The sequence below is a fragment of the Caballeronia sp. NK8 genome (assembly GCF_018408855.1).
Classification (GTDB): domain Bacteria; phylum Pseudomonadota; class Gammaproteobacteria; order Burkholderiales; family Burkholderiaceae; genus Caballeronia.
On the sequence record NZ_AP024322.1, the window covers coordinates 792,779 to 816,483 of the forward strand.

General features: G+C 63.2%; 20 protein-coding genes and 1 tRNA gene. 10 read left to right on the top strand and 11 right to left on the bottom strand.

The features are described from left to right. Positions 1 to 67: 67 nt before the first annotated feature. Entirely contained in the window at positions 68 to 619 is a 552-nt protein-coding gene (gene greB, locus NK8_RS03730) for a transcription elongation factor GreB (protein ID WP_213227524.1), read from the top strand. An 82-nt stretch (positions 620 to 701) separates the two neighbouring features. Here greB and NK8_RS03735 read toward each other — a convergent pair whose 3' ends face one another. After that, the gene (locus NK8_RS03735) at positions 702 to 1,862 is read right to left on the bottom strand and encodes a porin (RefSeq protein WP_061179684.1); all 1,161 of its coding nucleotides are present in this window, start codon (positions 1,860 to 1,862) and stop codon (positions 702 to 704) included. 1,316 nt (positions 1,863 to 3,178) lie between these two features. Here NK8_RS03735 and NK8_RS03740 point away from each other — a divergent pair. Continuing rightward, the gene (locus tag NK8_RS03740; RefSeq protein WP_213227525.1) at positions 3,179 to 4,324 is read left to right on the top strand and encodes an exonuclease domain-containing protein; all 1,146 of its coding nucleotides are present in this window, start codon (positions 3,179 to 3,181) and stop codon (positions 4,322 to 4,324) included. 7 nt (positions 4,325 to 4,331) lie between these two features. Here the strand turns inward: NK8_RS03740 and NK8_RS03745 are convergent, their stop codons facing one another. The 5 genes from NK8_RS03745 to pepN form a co-directional block, all read right to left on the bottom strand. Next, positions 4,332 to 4,934 carry a chorismate mutase gene (locus NK8_RS03745; RefSeq protein WP_213227527.1) on the bottom strand — a complete coding sequence of 201 codons (603 nt, stop codon included), beginning with the start codon at positions 4,932 to 4,934 and terminating at the stop codon, positions 4,332 to 4,334. 214 nt (positions 4,935 to 5,148) lie between these two features. After that, complete coding sequence (locus tag NK8_RS03750; RefSeq protein WP_167390499.1) at positions 5,149 to 5,298, bottom strand: hypothetical protein; 150 nt, start codon at positions 5,296 to 5,298, stop codon at positions 5,149 to 5,151. Positions 5,299 to 5,892: 594 nt separating this feature from the next. Continuing rightward, a tRNA-Thr gene (locus tag NK8_RS03755) sits at positions 5,893 to 5,968 on the bottom strand. 82 nt (positions 5,969 to 6,050) lie between these two features. Then, on the bottom strand, positions 6,051 to 7,070 hold the full coding sequence (locus NK8_RS03760) for a class 1 fructose-bisphosphatase (protein ID WP_162065142.1): 1,020 nt from the start codon (positions 7,068 to 7,070) through the stop codon (positions 6,051 to 6,053). 164 nt (positions 7,071 to 7,234) lie between these two features. After that, complete coding sequence (gene pepN, locus NK8_RS03765) at positions 7,235 to 9,952, bottom strand: aminopeptidase N (RefSeq protein ID WP_213227529.1); 2,718 nt, start codon at positions 9,950 to 9,952, stop codon at positions 7,235 to 7,237. 205 nt (positions 9,953 to 10,157) lie between these two features. Here pepN and NK8_RS03770 point away from each other — a divergent pair, with 205 nt between their 5' ends. From NK8_RS03770 to NK8_RS03805, 8 genes are all read left to right on the top strand, one after another. Then, complete coding sequence (locus NK8_RS03770) at positions 10,158 to 10,844, top strand: DUF4136 domain-containing protein (protein WP_213227531.1); 687 nt, start codon at positions 10,158 to 10,160, stop codon at positions 10,842 to 10,844. 175 nt (positions 10,845 to 11,019) lie between these two features. Continuing rightward, entirely contained in the window at positions 11,020 to 11,718 is a 699-nt protein-coding gene (locus tag NK8_RS03775) for a CDP-alcohol phosphatidyltransferase family protein (protein WP_162065145.1), read from the top strand. Next, positions 11,715 to 12,527: a 2OG-Fe(II) oxygenase gene (locus tag NK8_RS03780; RefSeq protein ID WP_213227533.1), complete on the top strand. Its 813-nt coding sequence runs from the start codon at positions 11,715 to 11,717 to the stop codon at positions 12,525 to 12,527. Before NK8_RS03775 ends, NK8_RS03780 begins: the two co-directional genes overlap by 4 nt. Continuing rightward, entirely contained in the window at positions 12,524 to 13,540 is a 1,017-nt protein-coding gene (locus tag NK8_RS03785) for a flippase-like domain-containing protein (protein WP_213227535.1), read from the top strand. The genes NK8_RS03780 and NK8_RS03785 overlap by 4 nt, the downstream gene beginning before the upstream one ends. A gap of 24 nt (positions 13,541 to 13,564) precedes the next feature. After that, positions 13,565 to 14,353: an NTP transferase domain-containing protein gene (locus tag NK8_RS03790; RefSeq protein ID WP_213227537.1), complete on the top strand. Its 789-nt coding sequence runs from the start codon at positions 13,565 to 13,567 to the stop codon at positions 14,351 to 14,353. Next, positions 14,350 to 16,047 (top strand): phosphoenolpyruvate mutase, encoded by a 1,698-nt coding sequence (gene aepX, locus NK8_RS03795; protein ID WP_213227539.1) that lies wholly within the window; start codon positions 14,350 to 14,352, stop codon positions 16,045 to 16,047. The genes NK8_RS03790 and aepX overlap by 4 nt, the downstream gene beginning before the upstream one ends. Next, complete coding sequence (aepY, locus tag NK8_RS03800; RefSeq protein ID WP_213227541.1) at positions 16,040 to 17,197, top strand: phosphonopyruvate decarboxylase; 1,158 nt, start codon at positions 16,040 to 16,042, stop codon at positions 17,195 to 17,197. The genes aepX and aepY overlap by 8 nt, the downstream gene beginning before the upstream one ends. Beyond that, entirely contained in the window at positions 17,197 to 18,261 is a 1,065-nt protein-coding gene (locus tag NK8_RS03805) for a 2-aminoethylphosphonate aminotransferase (RefSeq protein ID WP_213227544.1), read from the top strand. The genes aepY and NK8_RS03805 overlap by 1 nt, the downstream gene beginning before the upstream one ends. A 1-nt stretch (position 18,262) precedes the next feature. On the opposite strand, the gene NK8_RS03810 is transcribed toward NK8_RS03805, so the two are convergent. The 5 genes from NK8_RS03810 to xdhC all read right to left on the bottom strand — a co-directional run bounded on the left by NK8_RS03810 (position 18,263) and on the right by xdhC (position 23,664). Next, complete coding sequence (locus NK8_RS03810; RefSeq protein WP_174257984.1) at positions 18,263 to 18,700, bottom strand: hypothetical protein; 438 nt, start codon at positions 18,698 to 18,700, stop codon at positions 18,263 to 18,265. A gap of 146 nt (positions 18,701 to 18,846) precedes the next feature. Next, a complete protein-coding gene (guaD, locus tag NK8_RS03815; RefSeq protein ID WP_213227546.1) occupies positions 18,847 to 20,175 on the bottom strand; it encodes a guanine deaminase in 1,329 nt (442 codons plus the stop codon). 30 nt (positions 20,176 to 20,205) lie between these two features. After that, positions 20,206 to 21,579 (bottom strand): NCS2 family permease, encoded by a 1,374-nt coding sequence (locus NK8_RS03820; protein ID WP_213227548.1) that lies wholly within the window; start codon positions 21,577 to 21,579, stop codon positions 20,206 to 20,208. Between the two features lie 5 nt (positions 21,580 to 21,584). Continuing rightward, positions 21,585 to 22,607, bottom strand: coding sequence for an adenosine deaminase (locus NK8_RS03825; RefSeq protein ID WP_213227550.1), 1,023 nt, complete (start codon positions 22,605 to 22,607; stop codon positions 21,585 to 21,587). Between the two features lie 40 nt (positions 22,608 to 22,647). Beyond that, positions 22,648 to 23,664, bottom strand: coding sequence for a xanthine dehydrogenase accessory protein XdhC (gene xdhC, locus NK8_RS03830; protein ID WP_213227552.1), 1,017 nt, complete (start codon positions 23,662 to 23,664; stop codon positions 22,648 to 22,650). Positions 23,665 to 23,705 lie beyond the last annotated feature (41 nt).

The following is a 23,705-nucleotide window of genomic DNA, read 5'->3' on the forward strand; positions in this document are numbered from 1 at the left end:
GCACGAGGCGTGGTAAGTTGTTGTTTCGAAAGCAGCTCACTCCCGGAAATCGACAGCGTATCGCACCATGAACAAGGCATTTGTCAAAGAGTCGGACGACGCCGACGACGACCTCGAACTCGGCCATCCCGATGTTCCGGCGGGCACGAAGAATTACATCACGCCCGCCGGCCATCAGCGGCTGCGAGACGAGCTCCTGCAGCTGCTCGACAACGAGCGTCCGGACGTGGTCAAGCTGGTCTCGTGGGCGGCCTCCAACGGCGATCGCTCGGAGAACGGCGACTATATCTACGGCAAGCGGCGGCTGCGCGAAATCGACCGGCGCATCCGTTTTCTGACCAAGCGGCTCGATCTCGCGGAAGTGGTGGACAGCAGCAGGCAGGAGAATGTCGATCAGGTGTTCTTCGGCGCGACGGTGGAATATGCGGGCGAGGACGGCGACGTGAAAACGGTGACGATCGTCGGCGTGGACGAGGTGGATCTCGACCGCGGTTACGTGAGCTGGATCTCGCCGGTCGCGCGGGCGCTCCTGAAGGCGAGGATCGGCGATACGGTCGCGTTGCACACGCCGGCCGGCGTGCAGCAGATCGATATCCTGGACGTCCGATATCTGCAGTGAACCGGTTTTGATTCGCTGTCGCAAGAACGAAAAAAAGCCGCTCGAAAGAGCGGCTTTTCTACAGCGATACTGCGGGTGAAGCTTAGAAGCGGTGACGCATGCCAACCGTTGCCGACACCTGATTCGAGCCCGACGACATGCCGACGCCGTTGATCACTGCGCCGATGGGAAGGTTTTCCTGGTCGGTCATGTGCTGGTACTCGCCTTGCAGGTAGACGTCGGTACGCTTCGACAGCGCGTACGCCGTTTGCAGGCTGAACTGATGGAACTTCGGCTTTTCGCCGTCGATGCGGCTGTCGGTGTACGTGTACGCACCCGCCAGCGACAGAGCCGGCGTCAGATTGTAGCGGCCGTTGACTTCGTAGTTCGTGAAGCGGACGTGGCCATCGGTCAGGTTGATCGAACCGGCGCCTTGCGTGCCGACGCTCGTGATCGACGAAGCGTTGTCCAGCATCGTTTGCGTGAACACGAAGCCGACGGTTGCCGGGCCGAACGCGTAGTTCAGGCCACCGCCGAAGATGCGCTGACGGCCAGCGACGAACGGCGTGTTGTCGGTCGTGATCGCGCCGTTGACGTTGTTGGTCGGCGAGCCGACGTTGTTCAGTTGCATGTACGCAGCAGCGACATTCAACGGGCCGTAGTTGTACGACGCGCCGACGCTGTATGCGCGGTTATCCGCGAAGCCGCCTGCTTCGTTCGAGAAGCCGTACATCGCGCCCAGCTTGAAGCCAGCGTAGTTCGCGCTCGTGTACTTGACCGAGTTGTTGACGCGGAACGTATTGTCGAGGTTGTCGTTGTCGAACGGGTGGGCGAACTGCGTGCCGCCGTACTGCGTGCCCGTCAGAGCCAGCGGGCCCATGAAGTCGACCACGGAGTCATATTGACGGCCGAGGGTGATCGAGCCGAACTGGTTGCTCGACAGACCGACGAATGCCTGACGGCCAAACTCACGACCGCCCTGGCCGTTCGTGCCGTTCATGATGTTGAAGCCGTTCTCCAACGTGAAGATCGCCTTCAGGCCGCCGCCGAGGTCTTCAGACCCGCGCAAGCCCCAACGGCTGCCGTTGACCGAACCGCTCGTCGCCTTGAAGTTGCTGTGGCCCGGGCCGCCGACCTGCGTGATCTGGTTGTTCGTGTAGGTGATGCCCGCATCGATCAGGCCGTAAAGCGTGACGCTGCTTTGCGCATGGGCGGCGGTAGCAAAAACGCCCGACAGGGCGGCGACCATGAGAGTCTTTTTCATCTTTGTAACTCCGAGAGCAGATAGGGGCCGAGGACCCAGGCTTTGTGGAAACTTCGCTCCGTGGCGCTGCGAGAGGCGCGGGCGGAGGAGCAATGCATCGGCGACGCCGACACATTTGTTTCCGGACCAGACGAAGTGTAAAGACGGCGTTACAGGCGAGGCGTTCCGAATTCCGCAATAAACCATTGTTGATGCGGCAATGATCGACGGGGCGTATATTTTTCTTTATATACAATGATTTATCGGCGAATAAAGTCGTAAGTGAAGAGGTGTCAACTAAACGACGTTGCGCAAGCGCGACATGAGTTGGCGCGAAAATACAACGTAATATTTCCCAAATTCGATTGTTGATGTATTCGAAACAGAAGTTTGCGAATTTTGCAGGTAATTAATGCGGGCCTCATCGCTATACTGTCATTTCTGCTTTCCGAAGCAGACTTTTTCGTTGACGGAAAAAGATCTCCAAACTTTGTCAGCGCGACTTTCCGGTCGCGCTTTTTTTTGCCCGATTCTCTCAGATGCGGGTGGCGAAGCGCCTTGCGTACAGGGGCGGAGCGGGAAGGCTCTGCCAGTAATCGCGATGCCATGCGGTAACGAATTCGCGCGATGAAACGGCTTCGGTCGTCTTGATGTTTGGATCATCGTCGGCGTTCTCTATTACATTTAAGTTGTCGCTTAGTTTCCATCTTGCTTAATGCTGGAGGATCGGGCAATTTGAATCGGCAGTCACGCTCGGGATAATCTCGTCGCTGGAAATGGCGCGTTTGTTTTTAATCGAATGTTTTCACGATCAATTCAAGTTTGGTGATATTCGCTCGGTATGGTTTTTGCGGATATTAAAATCGCAGCAAGCACAAAGGATCGGCGCGAAGGTGATTTAAAATACACGTTTTTTATCGCGAAAATTGATTATGATTTTTGCTCGGCATGAGTCCACGAAGCGCCATGACACTCAAGCTCCGCGCGGCTTCGGCGCAGGTGCGTGGTCCCGTGCAGGAGCGCGCTCGCGAGCGATGGTGCGGTCCATGCTGACGAAGCCTTACGCCAGCACTCAGTAATCATGGAATAAGGGAATGCGATTACGGGTTACTCGCTATTGCGATTTTTAATCCTGATGTAACATTGCAGTGACTATTCAATACACCGCAACGGTCCGGCTCAAATAAAATAAAAAGCGTCGATGGTATCGGGCAAGAATTTTGAGCGGCATCAGCGCGACGGGCGCCATCCAAAGCCCAGGCCCTACGCTGCGTTAGAATGGGCAATCCAGCACACGCTCCATCCAGGCCTGACGCGCCGTCTTCCCGTCGTCCACGATGCTTCTCGATCCGTCCGCAAGCTTTGCCTATCCCTCCGCACCCATCGTATTCGTCGATCTCGAAACGACCGGCGCGACTTTCGGCGTGGATCGCATCACCGAGGTCGGCATCGTGGAGGTCGGGCCAACGGGGGTGTCGCAATGGACATCGCTCGTCAATCCGCAAAAGCCGATTCCCGCATTCATCCAGCAGTTGACCGGCATCACCGATGCCATGGTCCGCGATGCCCCGACTTTCGAACAGCTCGCCGCCGGTCTGCTCGAACGGATGAACGGCCGGCTGTTCGTCGCGCATAACGCGCACTTCGATCACGGCTTTCTCAAGGGCGAATTCAGGCGCATGGGTCTTCGCTTCGCGCCCGACGTGCTGTGCACAGTGCAGCTTTCGCGCGCGGTGTATCCGGCCGAGAGCCGTCATGGTCTTGACGCGCTCGTCGAACGACACGCGCTCGTCCCCGCCGCACGGCACCGTGCGCTCGCCGATGCCGACCTGCTCTGGCAGTTCTGGCAACACCTGCATCGCGCGCACGCGCCGGACGTGCTGCGCGCGCATCTCGACCGCGTGACGCGCCGCTTCCAGCTCGCCGCGCACATCGACGAAGACACCATCGAGCAAATGCCCGCCGGCTGCGGCGTCTATATGTTCTATGGCGACGACGACGCACCGGTCTACGCAGGCCGCAGCGTGCGCCTGCGTCAGCGGGTGCGTTCGCATCTCGTCGGGCCGCGGCGTTCGGCGAAGGATCTGCGTCTTGCGGCGCTGGTGCGCCGCCTGGAATGGAAAGCGACCGGTGGCGAAATCGGCGCGCTGCTGGCGGAGGCGCAATGGATCGCGAACGCGCGTCCGGCACTCAATCGCGCGCCGAAGTCGCGTCCCGGCGACGCGCGCGGCGCGCCGTGGCCGTATGCGGGCGGCATCGCGATCGAAGAGCGCGACGATGCATCGGGCGAGCGCGCGTGGCACGTCATCGACAACTGGTGCTATCTCGGCACGACCAGCACGCTCGCGCAAGCCGGCGCACTGCGCGCGAGCGCCGACGAACCCGCATTCGAACTGTCGACCTATCGCATCCTCGGCGAGCGCCTCGCGCGTGGGCTCGTCGTGACGCCGCTTGTCTCGGCCACGCTCGCCACCGCTGTCTGAAGCGGCATTATCCGACCGCGCCCACGCCGCCTGTCGCGCAGACGTGCGACAGCGCGTGCATGAGCGGCGCATTCATCGACGAGTTGTAGCGCGTCAGATGCTTCCATCGCGCGACGCTTTCCGCTAGCCGAACGGGGCAATCTTCCGCATGACGAATCGGCTCGACGTGCGCGAGGGCGGATACGAGCGACTGCGTGAGCCGATCGAGCTTCGGACGCGTGTCCGTGGCGAGATCGGGCGGCGATGTTTCCGGCGCGGCTTTCAGCGCGCGCCAGTTGGCGAACAGCGCGTTCTGCACATCCTTGCTCGCGTCGATCTGGTCGCGAAAGAACTGCCGCGCGAACTCGGGATCGACCTGCGCGGCGCTGGCCTTGGCTTCGACCTGCTTGAGCAGCGCCTCTTCGCGCGGCGCATCGGTGATCGGCTCCTGATGCGCCCATTTCCAGCGCGCGACCGGCTCCGCGAGCGCGAGCCGTTGCGAGACGAGCGCGATGAGATTGGTGAACGGGGTGTCGTCGCCGTCGGCATGCACGGATGCGGGCGCGGCGAACGCGAGTGCGCAGGCGACAGCGGCGGAGGCGAGGAGGGAAGATTTCGATCGACGGCGCATCGGTTAGCGGGCAAAAGCGCCAGAATAGCGCACTGCTCTCCGATCGGAAGGACGAATCGACGAGGCGAGCCGCACCGCACGACTCACCCCGATGTGGTCATGGACGAGGGGCGCGACGCGGCCTGGCGTGAGCCATGTGCGGACCGGACGGTCCGGTTGCGCCGCGCGCAACGGGCGTCGTTCTCACGACGACGGCGTGATCCAGCGTGTCCGCCTATTTCGACTGCGCCGAGTTGCGCTGTTCGTCGAAGAACGCGCGCACATGCTCGGGCAGCTCAGTCGCGAGAAATTCGACGCCAACCGGTTCCGGATCCGGACAGTACACCTTGTCGGGCGTCGGGATTTTCGTCGGTTTTGCGTCCATGATTTCTCTCCTCAATGACTACAACAATTGCGCCAACCTGGCCGTTGCGGCTTTTGCGCCGCCGCATGCGGCTGAAATAGCTGAAATACCAGTTAACCTTTCCCTCTATGGATGCTTTATCGGATCGGAACCGCTTCGGCTTGAGCCGACTTGGTGCGTCTGATTATCAACGGATGAAAGCATCGGTAATTATTCGCTGTCCCTCGAATCCACTGCTGCAAAAAATACAGGTTCGCCAGTGCTGACGGCAGCCCGGCGAGCCGCGTCCCGCCTGGCTCTGCACGAAACGCGTCAGTCGCTTACTTAGACTGTAGCTTTTCCTCTATGGATATAACGATACCGGGAAACCTGCGTTGACGCTTCATGGTGCAAAGCGGAAAATAGCTCGTTGTTGTACGAAAGCGCACATATGAGGCGAATCAGCCACGCGGCGGGGCGGTTCTTGAAATCGGTGGGGCCGATTTTCTGTGCGAATCGCAATGTTGTGAACGCGTCGAGTGATCGTTGCGAAAATGCGAAACGCAGAAGGCGCCTCAAAAGCAAAAAACCCGTGTCACTTGCGTGATCACGGGTCTCGATACTGCTGAATCTCGTTGGTGCCGGAAAGAGGAATCGAACCCCCGACCTTCGCATTACGAATGCGCTGCTCTACCGTCTGAGCTATTCCGGCTCCATTGTTGCGTTCGTTTAGTTCGTCAGCAACGAAGAAGTGAGATTATGCAGAGGCTTTTTCCTCTTGGCAATACCTTAGATCAATTTTTCTTTTCGAGATGGTAGCGGGTCACGCGATCGACTTCGCCCTTCGAGCCGAGGAACACCGGCACGCGCTGGTGCAGGCTGGTCGGCTGGATGTCGAGAATGCGTTGCTCGCCGTTCGTCGCGGCGCCGCCGGCCTGCTCGACGATGAACGCCATCGGGTTCGCCTCGTACATCAGACGCAGCTTGCCCGGCTTCGACGGATCGCGCTTGTCGGCCGGATACATGAAGATGCCGCCACGGTTCAGGATGCGGTGCACGTCCGCGACCATCGATGCGATCCAGCGCATGTTGAAGTCTTCCTGGCGCGCGCCGTCCTTACCGGCGTTCAGTTCGCCGATATAGCGCTGCACCGGCTCATACCAGTGGCGCGAATTCGACGCATTGATCGCGTACTCGCGCGTTTCGACGGGAATCGTCATATCGCGCTGCGTGAGCACCCACGAGCCGAGTTCGCGATCGAGCGTGAAGCAGTTCACGCCGTTGCCAGTCGTCAGCACCAGCACGGTTTGCGGGCCGTACACCGCGTAGCCTGCTGCGACCTGCTGCGAACCCGCCTGCATGAACGCCTGCTCGCTCGGCTCGACGCCGTCCGGGCAGCGCAGCACCGAAAAAATGGTGCCGATCGACACGTTCACGTCGATGTTCGACGAGCCGTCGAGCGGATCGAATGTCAGCAGGTAATTGCCCTTCGGGTAGCGGTTCGGAATCGGGAAGATTTTTTCCATTTCTTCCGATGCCATCGCGGCCAGATTGCCGCCCCATTCGTTGGCTTCGAGCAGGATTTCGTTCGAGAGCACGTCGAGCTTCTTCTGCACTTCGCCCTGAACGTTTTCGCTGCCGGCGCTGCCGAGCGCTTCGCCCAGCGCGCCCTTGCTCACGTGATAGCTGATCTGCTTGCACGCGCGCGCGACGACTTCGATCAGGAGACGCAGGTCGGCCGGCAGGTTCTGGTGTTCACGCTGCTGCTCGATCAGGTATTTCGACAGCGTGGTGCGGCTGGAGATGGAGGACATGCTGGGGCTCCGTGAGCGTTAGACGAATATTCACGATTCTAACCGTTCGACCCGGCCGCTCCATGTGACAGCGACAGCGGACATCCGCCATAAGCGAGAACGGCCGCCGCGCGAAGTCCTCGCGCGGCGGCCGTTGAACAGGCAAAACGCCTGACGAACAGCGCTTAAGCGGCGAGCGCCTTTTCGACCACTTCGCGCACGTCGCGCGATTTCGCCTTCGACGCGACTTCGCTCAAGGCGGCGTGCATCTTCTCGCGAAGTTGCGGCGTGAAGCGGCGCCACAGTTCGAGTCCGCGCGCGAGCCGCGCGGCGACCTGCGGATTGAGCGCATCGAGCGCGATCACCTGTTCGGCCCAGAACGCGTAACCGGAGCCGTCGGCGGCATGGAACTGCGCCGGGTTGCCGCTGCAGAAGCTGAAGATCAGCGAGCGCGCGCGGTTCGGGTTCTTGAGGTTGAACGCCTGATGCTGCATCAGCTTGCGCACGATCTCGATTACCTTGCGGTCCGGCCCGCCGCGCTGAGTCGCCTGGAGCGCGAACCACTTGTCGATGACGAGCGCCTCGTTCTCGAAGCGGCGATAGAAGTCGGCCAGCGCCGCGTCGGCGACGCTCGCGTCCGCGCCCTTCGTCGCGCTCGCGAGCAACAGCGCCGAAAGCGCCGCCGAACGGTCGGTCATGTTGTTGGCGGCATCGTACTGCGCCTGCGCGAGCTTGACCGCTTCGCGCGGATCGTCGAGCTGGCTCAGATAGGCGAGGGCGAGGTTCTTGAGCCCGCGCTTGCCGGCATCTTCCGACACCGGACGGTATTCGCCCGGCGTGCGATTGGCTTCATAGGTCGCGAGCCACTTGTCGCGCAATTGCGACGCGAGGCGGCGGCTCATGAAGACGCGCGCGGCGTGCACCGCGGCGGGATCGGACACGGCCATCTGCTCGGCGAGATAGCTTTCCGACGGCAGCATCAGCGCGAGTTCGCGGAACGCGGGCGTGAGCGTGGTGTCGTCGAGCACGCGCGCGAAGGCGGCGATCACCTGATCGTCGATGGCAAGCGCTTCGCCCTTCGCCGCGCGCTCGGCGAGCGCGAGCAGCTCGCGCGTGGCGAGGCGCTGGCCGGCTTCCCAGCGGTTGAACGGATCGCTGTCGTGCGCGAGCAGGAACGCGAGTTCATCGTTCGTGTAGTCGTATTCGACGATCACCGGCGCCGAGAAATTGCGCAGCAGCGAAGGCAGCGGCGCCTCGTTCACGTCGACGAAAGTGAACGACTGATCGCGTTCCGTGAATTCGAGCACGCGCGTCGTGCCATTCGGTTCTTTTTCGCCGTCGAGCCGCAGGGGCAGATCCGCGCCGTTGCTGCCGATCAGGCCGACTGAGAACGGAATCAGCAGCGGGCCTTTTTGCGTGTCGCGGGCCGCCTCCGATGCGTCGCCGTAGCCCTGCGCGAGCGACAGCGTATAGCGCTTGTTCGCGGCGTCGTAGGACGCACGGACCGACACGCGCGGCGTGCCCGCCTGGCTGTACCAGCGCTCGAACTGCGCGAGATCGCGCTGATTTGCGTCGGCGAGTGCGTGGCGGAAGTCGTCGCAAGTCACGGCCTGGCCGTCGAAGCGCTGGAAGTAGAGATCCATGCCGCGGCGAAAACCGTCGCGGCCGAACAGCGTCTGATACATCCGCACGACTTCCGAGCCTTTTTCGTAGACGGTCATCGTGTAGAAGTTGTTGATCTCGACGTAGCTCTCCGGGCGCACCGGATGCGCCATCGGGCCGGCGTCCTCGGCGAACTGCATCTGCCGCAGCACGCGCACGTCCTCGATGCGCTTGGTCGCGCGCGCGGCGGCGCTGGCGGCGCCATCGACATCGCCGGCGGACATGTCGGCGGAAAATTCCTGATCGCGAAACACGGTCAGGCCTTCCTTCAGGCTCAGCTGGAACCAGTCGCGGCAGGTCACGCGGTTGCCGGTCCAGTTATGGAAATACTCGTGGCCGACCACGGCTTCGATGTTGGAGAAGTCGGTGTCCGTCGCGGTTTCGGGATTCGCGAGCACATACTTCGTGTTGAAGATGTTGAGCCCCTTGTTCTCCATCGCGCCCATATTGAAGTCGCTTACCGCGACGATCATGAAGCGGTCCAGATCCAGCTCCAGCCCGAAGCGCTTTTCGTCCCAGCGGATCGAGTTGATGAGCGAATCCATCGCATGACGCGTCTTGTCGAGGTCCTGCGGCTCGACCCAGACCTGCAGCAGCTTCTCCTTGCCCGAGCCCGACCGGATGCGCTCTTCGATACACACGAGCTTGCCCGCGACGAGCGCGAACAGATAGCTCGGCTTCTTGAACGGGTCTTCCCACTGGGCGAAGTGGCGGCCATCGGGCAGATCGCCTTCGCCGATCAGATTGCCGTTCGACAGCAGCACCGGATAAGCGGTCTTGTCGGCGCGCAGCGTGACGGTATAGGTGGCCATCACGTCCGGGCGATCGAGGAAATAGGTGATGCGCCGAAAGCCCTCGGCTTCGCACTGCGTAAAGAAATTGCCGCTGGAGACATAAAGTCCGGAGAGCGTCGTATTCTCGGCCGGATTGCAAATGTTCTCGATGCTAAGCTCGAAGTCATCCGCAGGAATATTGCCGATGGACAGCCCGTTCTCACTGACGCGGACATCCGCGTGCGCCACGCCGTCGATCGTCGCGCGCACGAATTCGAGCTGTTCGCCCATCAGTTCGAGACGCGAGGCGTCGCCTTGCGCGTCGGGGTTGCGGCGCAGCTTCATCCTGTTCTTCACGACCGTGCGCGCCGGCACGAGGTCGAATTCGAGTGCGACGGAGTCGATCAGGAAAGCGGGCGGCGTGTAGTCCTGGCGGCGAATCACTGCGGCTGCGGTCGTGTTGGACATGGCAAGATCTTCAAAGTGAATTGAGCGGCGCGGGCGCATTGCCTGACGTGTCGTTCAGGGCACGAACGCAGGCGCGGCATGTCGGACCATTGTACAAAACGCCCGTCGATCGTGAGCGGCGTCTCGCCGACGCGCGCGGTCATGCGCCGGGCGCTTGCACTAACTATAACTAACCAGGAAGGGCAGTTTCCGAGTGAGGACGACCATGAATTTCCCGATCAAGGCGCTCTGCAGATGGGCATTGATACTGGCGGCGATGTGGCTCGCGGGCTGCACGACCTACGTGCAGACGCAGGTGACCGCCTTCTCCGACTGGAGCGGCAGCGACGTGACGCGCACCTACGCGTTCGCGCGACAGGGCGAGCAGCAGAACAGCATCGAGCAGACGACCTACGAAACGCTCGTCGCGAACGAGCTGTCGAAGTACAACTTCCGGCAGGTGCCCGAAGCCAGCGCGCGTTATTCGGTGGCGCTCGCGTATTCGGTCCGTGGCGACATGATGACCGTGCGCCAGCCGGTCTATTACGATCCGTGGCCGATGTACGGTCCCTACGGACGTCCGTTCTGGGGCCCGTGGGGCGGCTGGGGCCCGTACGGTCCGTGGGGTCCGACGGGCTATGTCGACCAGAGCTATCCCGTGTACATCCACGCGTTGCAGATTCGCATTACCGACCGCCAGAACAGCCGCGAGGTCTACAAAGTGACCGCGGTGAATTCCACGGGCGATGCCTCGCTCTATCAGGCAATGCCCTATCTCACCCGCAGCGCGCTCGCCGATTTCCCGCTGGGCAACGGCACGGTGCGTACCGTGACCTTGCCGGTGGACAAGAACGGCGGCATGTCGAACGAAACGGCGGCGGCGCCGCCGCCCGCGCCCAAGACCGTCGACTGAGCGGCGCGCAAGAACGCGTCGGAAATTTTTGCCGCGGCGCGTCGACATCGATTTTGTCGACAGCGCCGCGCGGCATTTCAGAGTCGCCCGCGGGCCTTGATCAAACAAGGATTTATCACCGCGACGCGGGGCCGCAATATATGCAGGTCCGGCCAAATAGCGATATATTCGCGGGATGACAAAATCGTGTCCGCCCAATCCTAAAGCCGTTCCCGAGCCCACCACATGGGATGCGCGGCTCGCCCGCCGTCTCGTCACACCGCTCGTCGGCACGCCGGTAACACCCAACCATCTGACCACGCTGCGCCTCGCCATCGGTGTGGCCGGCGCGTATTATCTGTCGCTCGGTCAGTTCTGGATGTGCACGCTCGGCGCACTCCTGATCGCACTGTCAAATTTCGTCGATCACACTGATGGCGAACTCGCGCGCATCAGCGGCAAGTCGAGCAAGATCGGGCACTTCTACGACCTCGCGAGCGACGCGCTCGTGACCGTGCTGCTGTTCCTCGGCCTCGGGTTCTATGTCGCCGTGCATCATCCGTCGATCATCGTCCCCGCGCAGTGGCTCGGCGGCATCGCGGGCGTGGCGGTTGCGCTGATTTTCTTCCTGCGCATGCGCGTCGAGTCGATGGTCGGCAAGTCGGGCACGAAGCAGGCGTCGATGGCCGGCTTCGAAACGGAAGACGTGCTGTATCTGGTGCCGGTGGTGACTATCCTGAACGGCATGACGCCGTTTCTGATCGCGGCGGCGATCGGCGCGCCGCTCTTCGCCATTTACGTGGCGGTCGACTATCGGCGCGTCGTGCGGCGGTTGAAGCGGCACGCGCAAGCGTCGCATGCAAAAGACGGTAATGATCTACAGGCGGTGAGATGAGCGATACGGCAACTCCGGACAACACGCTGACCCGGCCGGCGCAAACGGCAACGGGCGCGGGCCCGTCGACGCGCGACATCGATTCGACCCTGAACACGCGCCTCGCCGCGCTGCACACGCCGAAGCTGCGCGACGACTACGGCCAGCAAGGTTCGTTTCTCTATATAGAGGACTTCCTGCCGCGCGATTACACCGAGCGCCTGATCGCCGCCGTGCACGACGTGATGCCAGCCGTGAACCGCAATTATCTGCCGGGCCACAAGGCGGGCGGCAGCGTCAGCCGCCATACGCTCGACAAGCTCGCGCCGTTCATCGCGGATTTGTACCGCTCCGAAGCGCTCATCAAGTGGCTGGAGACGATTACCGGCGACAAGCTGCAACTCTCGCCCGAAGACGATCCGCACGCCTACGCGCTGTATTTCTACACGCGCCCGGGCGATCACATCGGCTGGCACTACGACACGTCGTATTACGAAGGCCGCCGCTATACGCTCCTGCTCGGCGTGATCGACGATTCCTCCTGCCGGCTCGATTACGAGCTGCACACCAAAACGCCCGGCATTCCGGATCAGCCGGGTTCGGTGCAATATCCGCCGGGCGCATTCGTGTTCTTCGACGGCGACAAGCTGCGCCATCGCATCACGCCGCTCGGCGAGAACGAGATGCGCGTGTCGCTCACGTTCGAGTACGTGACCAACCCCAACATGCGGCCGTTCCAGCGCTTCATTTCGAACATGAAGGACTCGATCGCGTATTTCGGTTTCAGGCAGGTCTTTCGCCGCAAAAGCGGCAAGACCGGACAGGCATGAGCCGCGCGGGCACATTTCTGCTGTCCGTCGGCGTGGTGCTGTTCATCGCGCTGCTCGGCTGGCAAGGCTTCGGTTCGGTCGCATCGACGCTGGCCGCGGCCGGCTGGGGTCTGCTCGCGGTCGCGGCCTTTCACTTCGTGCCGCTTTTGATCGACGCCGGCGCAATCAGCGTGCTGTTCTCGCACAAGGAGCGCGACGTTTCCCTGCGCGACGCCTTGCTCGCACGCTGGGCCGGCGAATCCGTAAACAGCCTGATGCCCGCCGGCCAGATCGGCGGGCCGATGCTGATGGTCCGCTACCTTGCGCAGCGCGGCATGCGCGCGCGCGACGCCGCCGCCGTCATCACCGTCAGCACGACGATGCAGACCGTCGCGCAACTGATCTTCGCGCTGATCGGCGTCGTGCTCCTGACGGGTTATGTCGGGGGCGGTTCGTCGTCGACCGTGACGATCGCCGTGCTGGCGGTGATCGGCGTGATCGGCGTGATGATCTTCGGTTTCTATCTGGCGCAGCGGCGCGGTCTGTTTGGCCGCGCGATGCGCTTCGCGTCCGGCATCGCGGCGAAATTCTCGGCGAAGCGCGACTGGTCGTCGCTCGTCACGCGCGCCGAAGCCGTCGATGCCGCCGTGCACGAGATGTATCGCGAGCGCGGCAAGGTCGCGGCGAGCTTCGGCCTGAGTCTGGTTGGCTGGATCGTCGGCACGGGCGAGGTGTGGCTCGCGCTGCATCTGCTCGGCCATCCGGTCGGCTGGGCGGAAGCGCTGTTGCTCGAAAGCCTCGGCCAGGCGATTCGCGGCGCCGCGTTCGCCATTCCCGGCTCGCTCGGCGTGCAGGAAGGCGGCTATCTGCTGCTCGCGCGTCTGGTCGGCCTGCCGCCCGAGGCGGCGCTTGCGCTGTCGCTCGCCAAGCGCGCGCGGGAACTGCTGCTCGGCGTGCCGGGCATCGTCTATCTGCATTTCGTTGAAAAAGGCTGGCAGCGCCGCCGTCTCGCGCGCGTGCCGGACATCGACTGACCCACCCACGAAGGGAAAACAAGCATGCGCGCAATTATTCTTGCGGCCGGGATGGGCTTGCGCCTCGTTCAGCCCGAAGGCCAGCAAAAGCCGAAGTGTCTGCTGCGGTTTGGTGATGCATCGCTGCTGGAGCGTCATCTGCACTTTTTGAAAGCCGCGAGTGTCGATGAAGTCGTCTTCGTGACCGGCTTCAAGAGCGAGCAGATCGAGGCGGAACTCGCATCGATCGACTGGAAGCCGAAGACCGAAATCGTCGTCAACGACGAATTCACGCTCGGCAGCGTGCTGTCGGTGCACACCGCGCGCGACGCGATGACGCGCGGCGGCGACGTTCTGCTGATGGACGCCGACGTGCTCTACGACGAACGCATTTTCGAGCCGCTCGTCGCGGGCGGCCCGGTGAATCGCCTGTTGATCGACCGCGATTTCGAAGCGGGCGACGAACCCGTGAAGCTGTGCGTCGACAATGGCGTGCCGGTCGAGCTGCGCAAGCAGGTCGCGGCGGGCCTGAAGTACGACACGATCGGCGAATCGGTCGGCTTTTTCCGCTTCGATCAGGCGACGGCCACGCGTCTCGCCGAAATCTGCGCGGACTATGTCGCGACCGGCCGCGCGAAGATGCCGCACGAAGAAGCGGTGCGCGACCTGTTGCTGGAGAATGTGCAAAACCCGTCCCACGTGTTCGATATCGCCGACGTGACCGGCGCACCGTGGATCGAAATCGATTTTCAGAACGACGTGAAGCGCGCGGCCGACGAAGTGCTGCCGCAATTGAACGCGCTGAGTCAGTTTGCAGGAGCATCACAACAATGAACGCACCCGGAAACATTCCCGTCGGCTATTCGCGCACCATGCGTCTGCGCGAGATGCTGCAAAGCAATCGCCTCGAATTCCTGATGGAAGCGCACAACGGCATTTCGGCGCGCATCGCGAAGGAAGCGGGCTTCAAGGCGATCTGGGGCTCCGGCCTGTCGATTTCCGCGCAGTTCGGCGTACGCGACAACAACGAAGCGAGCTGGACGCAGGTCGTCGACAACCTCGAATTCATGGCCGACGCGAGCGATCTGCCGATCCTGCTCGACGGCGACACGGGCTACGGCAACTTCAACAACGTGCGCCGGCTCGTGAAGAAGCTGGAGCAGCGCGGCATCGCGGGCGTGTGCATCGAGGACAAGCAGTTTCCGAAGACCAACAGCTTCATCAACGGCGAGGCGCAGCCGCTTGCCGACATCGACGAGTTCTGCGGCAAGATCAAGGCCGGCAAGGATTCGCAGAGCGATCCGAACTTTTCGATCGTCGCGCGCGTGGAAGCGCTGATCGCGGGCTGGGGTATGGAAGAAGCGCTCAAGCGCGCCGAGGCGTATCGCCGGGCGGGCGCGGACGCGATCCTGATCCACAGCAAGCTCTCGAAGCCCGACGAGATCCTGACGTTCGCACGCGAGTGGGCCGGTCGCGGTCCGCTCGTCATCGTGCCGACGAAGTACTACAGCACGCCGACCGACGCGTTCCGTCAGGCCGGCATCAGCTGCGTGATCTGGGCGAACCATCTGATTCGCGGCGCGGTCTCCGCGATGCAGGCGATCGCGAAGGAAATCCACGACAGCGAGACGCTCGTGAACGTGGAAGACCGCATCGCCTCGGTGAATGAGATCTTCCGTCTGCAGGACGCGGACGAGTACTCGGCTGCCGAGAACATTTATCTGAGCGCGGCCAACGAGAAGCGCAGCGCGATCGTGCTGGCCGCGAGCCGCGGCGCAGGCCTCGAAGCGCTCACCGAAGACCGTCCGAAGGTCATGCTGCCGGTCGCGGGCAAGCCGCTTCTGCGCCATCTGGTCGAAGCGTTCAAGAAGGAAAGCATCAACGACATCACCGTGGTGGGCGGTTATCGCGCCGATGCGATCGAAAAGGGCGGCATCCGAGTCGTCGTCAACGAGAAGCACGAATCCACGGGCGAACTCGCGTCGCTCGCGTGCGCGGTCGGGCACATGAATGGCGATACCGTGATTTCCTACGGCGACCTGCTGTTCCGCAGCTACATCCTGCGCGATCTGACCGAGTCGGACAGCGACTTCTGCGTGGTCGTCGATTCGTCGCAAACGCCGCAGACGGGCGCGAGCGCAACCGACTTCGCATACTGCTCGACCGCCGACGACCGCGCGCTGTTTGGCCAGAAAGTCTGGCTGGAAAGCGTGGTCGGCGCGGGCCAGGCGTTGTCCGACGGCCGCGCGCCGCAAGGCCGCTGGATGGGTCTCATCAAGGTGCGCGCGGGTGCGCGTGAACGTCTGCTCGCGACGCTGCAAGCATTGCAAGAGCGCGCCGACTTCGACACGCTCGACACGGCCGCGCTGCTCAACGCGTTGCTCGCGGCCGGTCAGAAGATCGAAGTGCAATACGTGCACGGTCACTGGCGCGGCGTGAACGATCTCGACGATTTCCGTCGCGCGGGCGATTTCGCGCACGGTCAGACGCCGATCGGTTCGGAAGGCTCGGAGAACGCGCGTGATTGAGGCCGCCCAGTTCGTCGAAGCCGCGCGCGAGCGTGGTTTCGACTGGTATGCGGGCGTGCCGTGCTCGTTTCTCACGCCCTTCATCAACTACGTGTTGCAGGATGAATCGCTGCATTACGTATCGGCGGCGAACGAAGGCGATGCGGTCGCGCTGATCGCGGGCGTCGCGTTGGGCGGCGGGAAGAAGCGTCGCGGCATCGCGATGATGCAGAACTCCGGTCTCGGCAACGCGGTGAGTCCGCTGACGTCGCTCACCTGGACGTTCCGGCTGCCGCAACTGCTGATCGTCACATGGCGCGGCCAGCCCGGCGTGCACGATGAACCGCAGCACGCGCTGATGGGCCCGATCACCCCGCAGATGCTCGAGACGATGGAGATTCCGTGGGAACTGTTCCCGACGGAAGCCGACCAGATCGGCCCGGCGCTCGATCGCGTGACGGCGTACATGGACAGCACCGGCCGTCCGTATGCGCTCGTCATGCAGAAGGGCAGCGTCGCGCCCTACGAGTTGAAGAAGACGGGTCTGTCGGGCGTGCGCGCCAATGCGCGTCCGGCGACCGTGAAGCGCTTCGAAGGCGAGCGCGTCACGCGTCACGACGCGCTGCAAAGAGTCATCGCCGGCACGCCGGAGGATTCGACCGTCGTGCTCGCATCGACGGGCTTTTGCGGCCGCGAGTTGTACGCGATCGATGACCGCGCGAACCAGCTCTATCTCGTCGGCTCGATGGGCTGCGTCACGCCGATGGCGCTCGGCCTCGCGCTCTCGCGCCCCGATCTGCGCGTGGTCGCGCTCGACGGCGACGGCGCGGCGCTCATGCGTATGGGCGTTTTCGCGACGCTCGGCGCGTACGGTCCGTCGAATCTGGTTCACTTGCTGCTCGATAACGGCGCGCACGAATCGACGGGCGGCCAGGCGACCGTTTCGCGCGAAGTCGATTTCGCGTCGATCGCGTCGGCGTGCGGCTACGCGCTCGCGCTCGACGGCGACGACATCGGCGTGATCGATCGTCTCCTCGACGCGAAGGATGTCGACGGCGCCCGTTTCGCGCGTCTGTCGATCCGAACCGGCACGCCCGGCGACCTGCCGCGCCCGAAGGTCACGCCCGAGGACGTGCGCGCGCGCTTGCAACAACACATTGGAGGCCGTTGATGCTGCTGCTCAATCCGGGTCCTGTCACGCTGAGCGAACGCGTGCGCAGGAGCCTGCTGCAAACCGACTTGTGCCATCGCGAGCCGGAGTTCTTTGATCTTCAGGATGAGGCGCGCCGGCGTCTCGTCGCCGCTTACGAGCTCGATCCGGCCGTCTGGAGCGCCGTGCTGATGACGGGCTCGGGCACCGCCGCGGTCGAAAGCATGATCGCCGGTCTCGTGCCGGAAGGCGGGCGTCTGCTCGTCGTGGAAAACGGCGTGTATGGCGATCGCATCGCGCAGATCGCGCGGCAGTATCACATCGACCACGAAGTCGTGAAGTACGAGTGGATGCAGGCGCCCGACATCGACGCGATCATCGCGCGGCTCGACAGCGAAAAGTTCACGAACGTCGCGATCATCCATCACGAAACGACGACGGGCCGCCTGAACGCAATCGATCAACTGTCGCGCGCGTGCGGCGAGCGCGGCATCGGCCTGCTGCTCGACGCGGTGAGCAGCTTCGGCGCTGAAGCGATCGATTTCGACGGCGGCGGCATCGCCGCGATTGCGGCGACCGCGAACAAGTGCCTGCACGGTGTGCCGGGCGCGGCGTTCGTCATCGCCCGACGTGACGCGCTGAAGCAGGCCGCGAGCCGCAACTACTACCTCGGCATCGCGCGCCTCGCGAAGCTGCAGGACGAGCGCAACACGCCGTTCACGCCGTCCGTGCATGCGTACTATGCGCTGGTCGAAGCGCTGCGCGAGTTCGAGGAAGAAGGCGGCTGGCGTGCGCGTCACGCGCGCTATGCGCGGCTGGCGGAGCAGGTGCGCGCGGGGCTGGCGTCGCTGGGTATCGAGAGCGCGTTGCCGCCGGAGGAGTCGTCGGTGGTGTTACGGGCGTATCGGCTGCCTGCGGGCGTGACGTATGAAACCCTGCACGATGCGCTCAAGGCCAAGGGCTTCGTGATCTACGCGGGGCAGGGCGGTTTCTCGAAGGAACTGTTCCGCATTTCGACGATGGGCGCGCTCGATGCGAACGATATGGACCGGTTGATTTCGTCGTTCGTGGCGCTGCTGCGCTGAGTCACTGCTTGCAAAAAATCGCCGTGATGAAAGGCGCGACGTGGTGCACATCCGCGTCGCTGCCTGCGGCGCGCACCTGCTGCTCGACCTCTTTATCGCCGCCCCACACGACCGTACCGTAAGCCGAATCGGCGATCGGCTCGCCCTTGCCGGGCCTGAAGATCGGATCATCCTTCTGGTACGCGACGACCACGTAGACCTTGAAGCCATAAGCCGTCAGCGTCGCGCCTTTTACGGGCTTGAACGCGTTGACGGAGTTCGGCTCCACGCGCATCGGCTTGGTTTCCAGCAGTCCTTCCCGCTGCAACGGCGCGACGAAATCATGCGCTGTCGATTTGCAATCGAGTTGCGCGTCGATCGACTTCGCGTGCGCGAGCGGACCGAGTGACGCGAGCGTCACGGCCAGGGCGATTCGGTAGAGTCGGGCGACGTGCTTCATGTTGACGCGATGTTCAGGACAGCTTGCACTTTAGCGAGATTGCAAGGAATCTGCACGAATCGTTGAGCGAATCGTCGCGGGCGCGTGGTCGAGCCAACAAAAAAGCGGCCCGCAGGCCGCTCGTCGGATGAATCGTCGATGGCGCCTCAGGCCGCCAGCTCCAGCTTCGCCGTATTGCGCGTGTCGCGCGAATGCACGCGCCTGCCCGCCGCATACGTTTCGAACACCGCGCGATCGTCGCCGAGCAGCGCGAACGCGAACAGCAGTTCTTCCAGCGATTCCGTACGCGACGTGCGGCGCGCGAGCAGCGGCGTGGCGTTCGGATCGAGCACGACGAAGTCCGCTTCGCTGCCAGCGGCGAGCGTGCCGATCTTGTCGTCGAGTTCGAGCACCTGCGCGGCGCCCGTGGTGGTGAGCCAGAACATGCGCGTCGCGGTCAGATGATGGCCGGTCAGACGCGCGATCTTGTGCGCCGCGCCCATCGTCTGAAGCATGGAGAACGACGTGCCGCCGCCGACGTCCGTCGCCATCGCGACCGGCATGTTCGACGCGCCCGCCTTCTCGAAGTCGAACAGGCCGCTGCCGAGGAACAGGTTCGACGTCGGGCAGTGCGACGCCACCGCGCCGGTTTCCGCCATGCGCTCGCGGTCGCGGTCATCGAGATAGATGCAGTGACCGTACACCGCGCGGCGGCGCAACAGACCGTAGTGATCGTAAATGTCGAGATAGCTGCGATGTCCCGGAAACAGGCTCTCGACCCATTTGATCTCGTCCGTGTTTTCCGCGACGTGACTCTGGATGAACACGTCCTGATGCTTCTGCGCGAGCGTGCCGCAGGCTTCGAGCTGCGCTTCCGTCGAGGTCGGCGCGAAACGCGGAGTAAGCGCGTATTGCTGACGTCCGCGGCCATGCCAGCGCGCGATAAGTTCGGCGCTGTCGTCGTAGCCGGATTGCGCCGTGTCGCGCAGGAACTCGGGGCAGTTGCGATCCATCAGCACCTTGCCCGCGACCATGCGCAGATTGCGCGCCTCGCTTTCGGTGAAGAAGGCGTCGGCGGATTGCTTGTGTACGGTGCAATAGACGAACGCCGTCGTCGTGCCGCAGGCGAGCAGCTCGTCGATGAAAAAGCTCGCCGTTTCACGCGCGACCGCCGGATTCTCGAAGCCGCGCTCGGTCGGGAAGGTGTACGTGTTCAGCCACGGCAACAGGCCCGGCGCGGGCGACGCGATCATGTCCGTCTGCGGATAGTGAATGTGCGAGTCGATGAAACCCGGCACGATCAGCTTGTCGCGCATGGTGTGGACGGTCGCGTCGGGGCTGAGCTTGTCACGGATCGACGCATACGCGCCCGCCGCGACCACTTTCCCGTCCTCGACGATCAAAAGGCCATCGGCCTCGTAGACCGCGCCGTCAGCGGCATGCGCGGGATCTTCCCGGAAGGTCAGCAACTGGGCGCGGTAGGCGGTCTGAGTCATGATGCAACGTCTCCGATTTCTCTAAGGTTTTTACAACTGCGAAAGCAGCACTAACGAAAAGGCCGCGATGATCCACATCGCCGGCTTGATTTCCTTCGCGCGCCCCGTCGCCGACTTCAGCACGACGAACGCGAGAAAGCCGTACGCGACGCCATCGGTGATCGAGTAGGTCAGCGGGATCAGGATCATCGCGAGGAACGCGGGAATGGCTTCATCGAAGCGATGCCATTCGATCTGCGTGATCGCTTCCATCATGAATACGCCGACGAGCACGAGCGCGGGCGCGGTCGCGATCGCCGGCACGAGCGACAGAAGCGGCGAAAGAAACAGGAACGGCAGGAAGCACAATCCGGCGACGACCGCGACGAGACCCGTGCGCCCGCCCGCCGAAATGCCCGCCGCCGATTCGATATACGCGTTCGCCGGGCTCGTGCCGAGCGGCGCGGAGATGAGCGCGGAAAAGGAATCGACCATCATCGACTGGCGGATGTTGCGCGGGTTGCCGTCCTTGTCATAGAGCTTGCCGGCTTCCGAGATCGCCATGAAGGTGGAGAGCGCGTCGAAGAACGACGTGAACAGCATCACGAAGATGAACGGCCAGTAGATGACCTTGAGCGAGCCGACGAGATCGAGCTGACCAACCGCCGAGAAATCCGGCGCGGAAATGAAGCCGTTCCAGTTGACGAGCGTCTTGGTGGCGATGGCGGCGGGCCAGTACGCGGTGCCGTCGCCGTAGAAGCGGCCGATGGGAATCGCGATGATCGTCGTGAACACGATGCCGAGCATGAGCGCGCCGGTGACCTTGCGCGCGACGAGAATCGTCGTGACGGCGAGGCCGACGAGGAACGTGATGACGACCGGATTCAGCGACGCCGAATGCACGATCGTCACCGGATCGCCGACGACGAACTTCGCGTTCACCAGACCGATGAGGCTGATGAACAGACCGATGCCGCACGACACCGCGTGCCGCAGATTCGCGGGAATCGCATCGACGACGAGCTTGCGCGCGTTGAACACCGCGAGCACCGCGAAGATCACGCCCGACCAGAACACGCAGCCGAGCGCGGTCTGCCACGGCATCTTGCCGCCGTGGACCATCACGAACGCAAAGAGCGCGTTCATGCCCATGCCGGGCGCGACGAGCACCGGATTGCGCGCGTACAGGCCCATCGCGCAACTGCCGAGAAAGCTGACGATGACGGTTGCCGTCAGCGCGGCCGGGAATGGCACGCCCGCCTGCGAAAGAATGCCCGGATTGACGACGATGATGTACATCGCCGTGAGGAACGTCGTGATGCCCGCGACGATTTCCGTCTTCGTGCGCGAGCCCGCCGCGCGGATGCCGAAGAAGCGTTCGAGCGCGGTCGTGTCCTGTTGTGGTGTGGTTGCTGTCGTTTCCATGCGCTTTACTGCTTCCAGTGCTGATCCAGGCGCGCGACCATTGCGTCGCGTTCTTCTTCGGTGACGAACGAGGCTTCGAGGCTGTTCTTCAACAGCGTGTAGACCTCGTGATCCGTGAGCTTCAGCGCATCGACGATCGCGAAGTAATTCGCGTTGACATAGCCGCCGAAGTACGCGGGATCGTCGGAGTTGATCATCACCGCGACGCCCTGATCGAGCAGGTCTTTCAGCGTGTGTTTGGTCATGTCGTCGAACACGCAGAGCTTGAGGTTCGACAGCGGGCACACGGTCAGGGCGATGCGCGCATCCGCGAGACGCGCGACGAGCGCCGCGTCCTCGATGCTGCGCACACCGTGATCGACGCGATCCACTTTCAGCAGATCGAGCGCTTCATAGACATACGACGGCGGGCCTTCCTCGCCCGCATGCGCGACGAGCTTCAGGCCGCGCTCACGCGCCTTCGCGAACACGCGCTCGAACTTCGAGGGCGGATGGCCGCGCTCCGACGAATCCAGCCCGACGCCGATCAGCCGATGCGCGTATTTGTCGAACAAAGGCAATGCGCTTTCATACGTCGCGAGCGCGTCTTCTTCGGAAAGATGGCGCAGGAAACAGAGAATCAGCTTGCTCGAAAGACCGCGCTTCTCGCCATCGGCCAATGCAGCATCGATGCCCGCGACGACCGTTTCGATCGGCACGCCGCGTTCGGTATGCGTCTGCGGATCGAAGAAGATTTCCGTGTGCGCGACGTGGTCCGCGAGCGCGCGCTCGACGTAGGCCATCGTCATGTCGTAGAAGTCCTGCTCGGTGAGCAGCACGCTCGCGCCCGCGTAGTAGATGTCGAGAAACGATTGCAGATCGGTGAATGCATACGCGGCGCGCAGCGCGTCGATCGAGTCGTACGCGAGCTTCACGTTGTTGCGCTTCGCGAGCGCGAAAATCAGCTCCGGTTCGAGCGACCCTTCGATATGGATATGCAGCTCCGCTTTTGGCGCGTGCGCAATCTTGTCGGCGAGTGTGGGATTCATGTGGGCTTTGTGGTGTTGGGGCTACGGTTGCGCCTGTGGGTCAGGCGGTCTGTTGCGACGACGCGTGGCTCGAAGCGTTGGCTTCGACCGCCTGCAGCAGTTGGGCTGCCGCTGCAACGGCGATCACCTCGGGCGCCTTGTCGACGATGCCGTCGATGCCGATCGGGCACACCATTCTCGCGATGCGCGCCGGGTCGATGCCGCGCGCCGCGAGCCGGTGTTCGAACTGCTTCTTCTTCGTGAACGAGCCGATCATGCCGAAGAACGCAAAGTCGCCGCGTCTGAGGATGCATTCGGCCAGCGCGAGATCCACCGTGTGGTTGTGCGTCATCACGATGAAGTACGTGTGCGGCGGCGCGCGGTCGACGGCTTCGTCGGGTGCGTCGTTCGGCTCGATCGTCACGTTGTCAGGCACGAACTGCGGCGCGGGAAAGGCGGCGTCGCGCTCGTCGACCCAGGTCACGTGGCAGGGCAGCGTCGCGAGCACGCGCACGAGCGCGGCCCCGACGTGGCCCGCACCGAACAGCACGACCTGAAAATCGCGCGGCGCGATTGTTTCGGTGAGCAGCGCGCCGCTCTCGTCGAAACCGGCGCCGTCCCACAGAAGGCAGTCGGTGTCGGTCGCGCCCGGTTCGGGATCGGAGAGCATCACGGCGTCGGGCATCGGCGCGAACGAGACGCTGCGCACGGTCGAGAGACCCTGCGCGGTGCGTTTCGACAGCGTCGTTACCCAGTTCAGATCCGCCACGTCGAGCCGCTCGAACGCCAGCACGACCGCGCCGCCGCAGCACTGGCCGAGGCTCGGGCCCAGAGCGAAACGCTCCAGCCGTCTCATGCGCGGGCTGCGCATGCCGTCCTTCAGCACTTGCCGTGCGGTCTCGATGGCCTTCCATTCCAGATGGCCGCCGCCGATCGTGTAGCGCGCGTCCTCGCGCGTGACGATCATCTTTGTGCCCGGCTCGCGCGGCGCGGAGCCTTCGACACGCGCGACCGTCACGAGCACGACGGCGTCGCCGTGCGCGAGCAGGTGTTGCAGGTCGTTCAGCCAAACTTGCATCGAGTGAGCTCCAAAAATGGTCGTGTTTGCGTCGTCGCAGG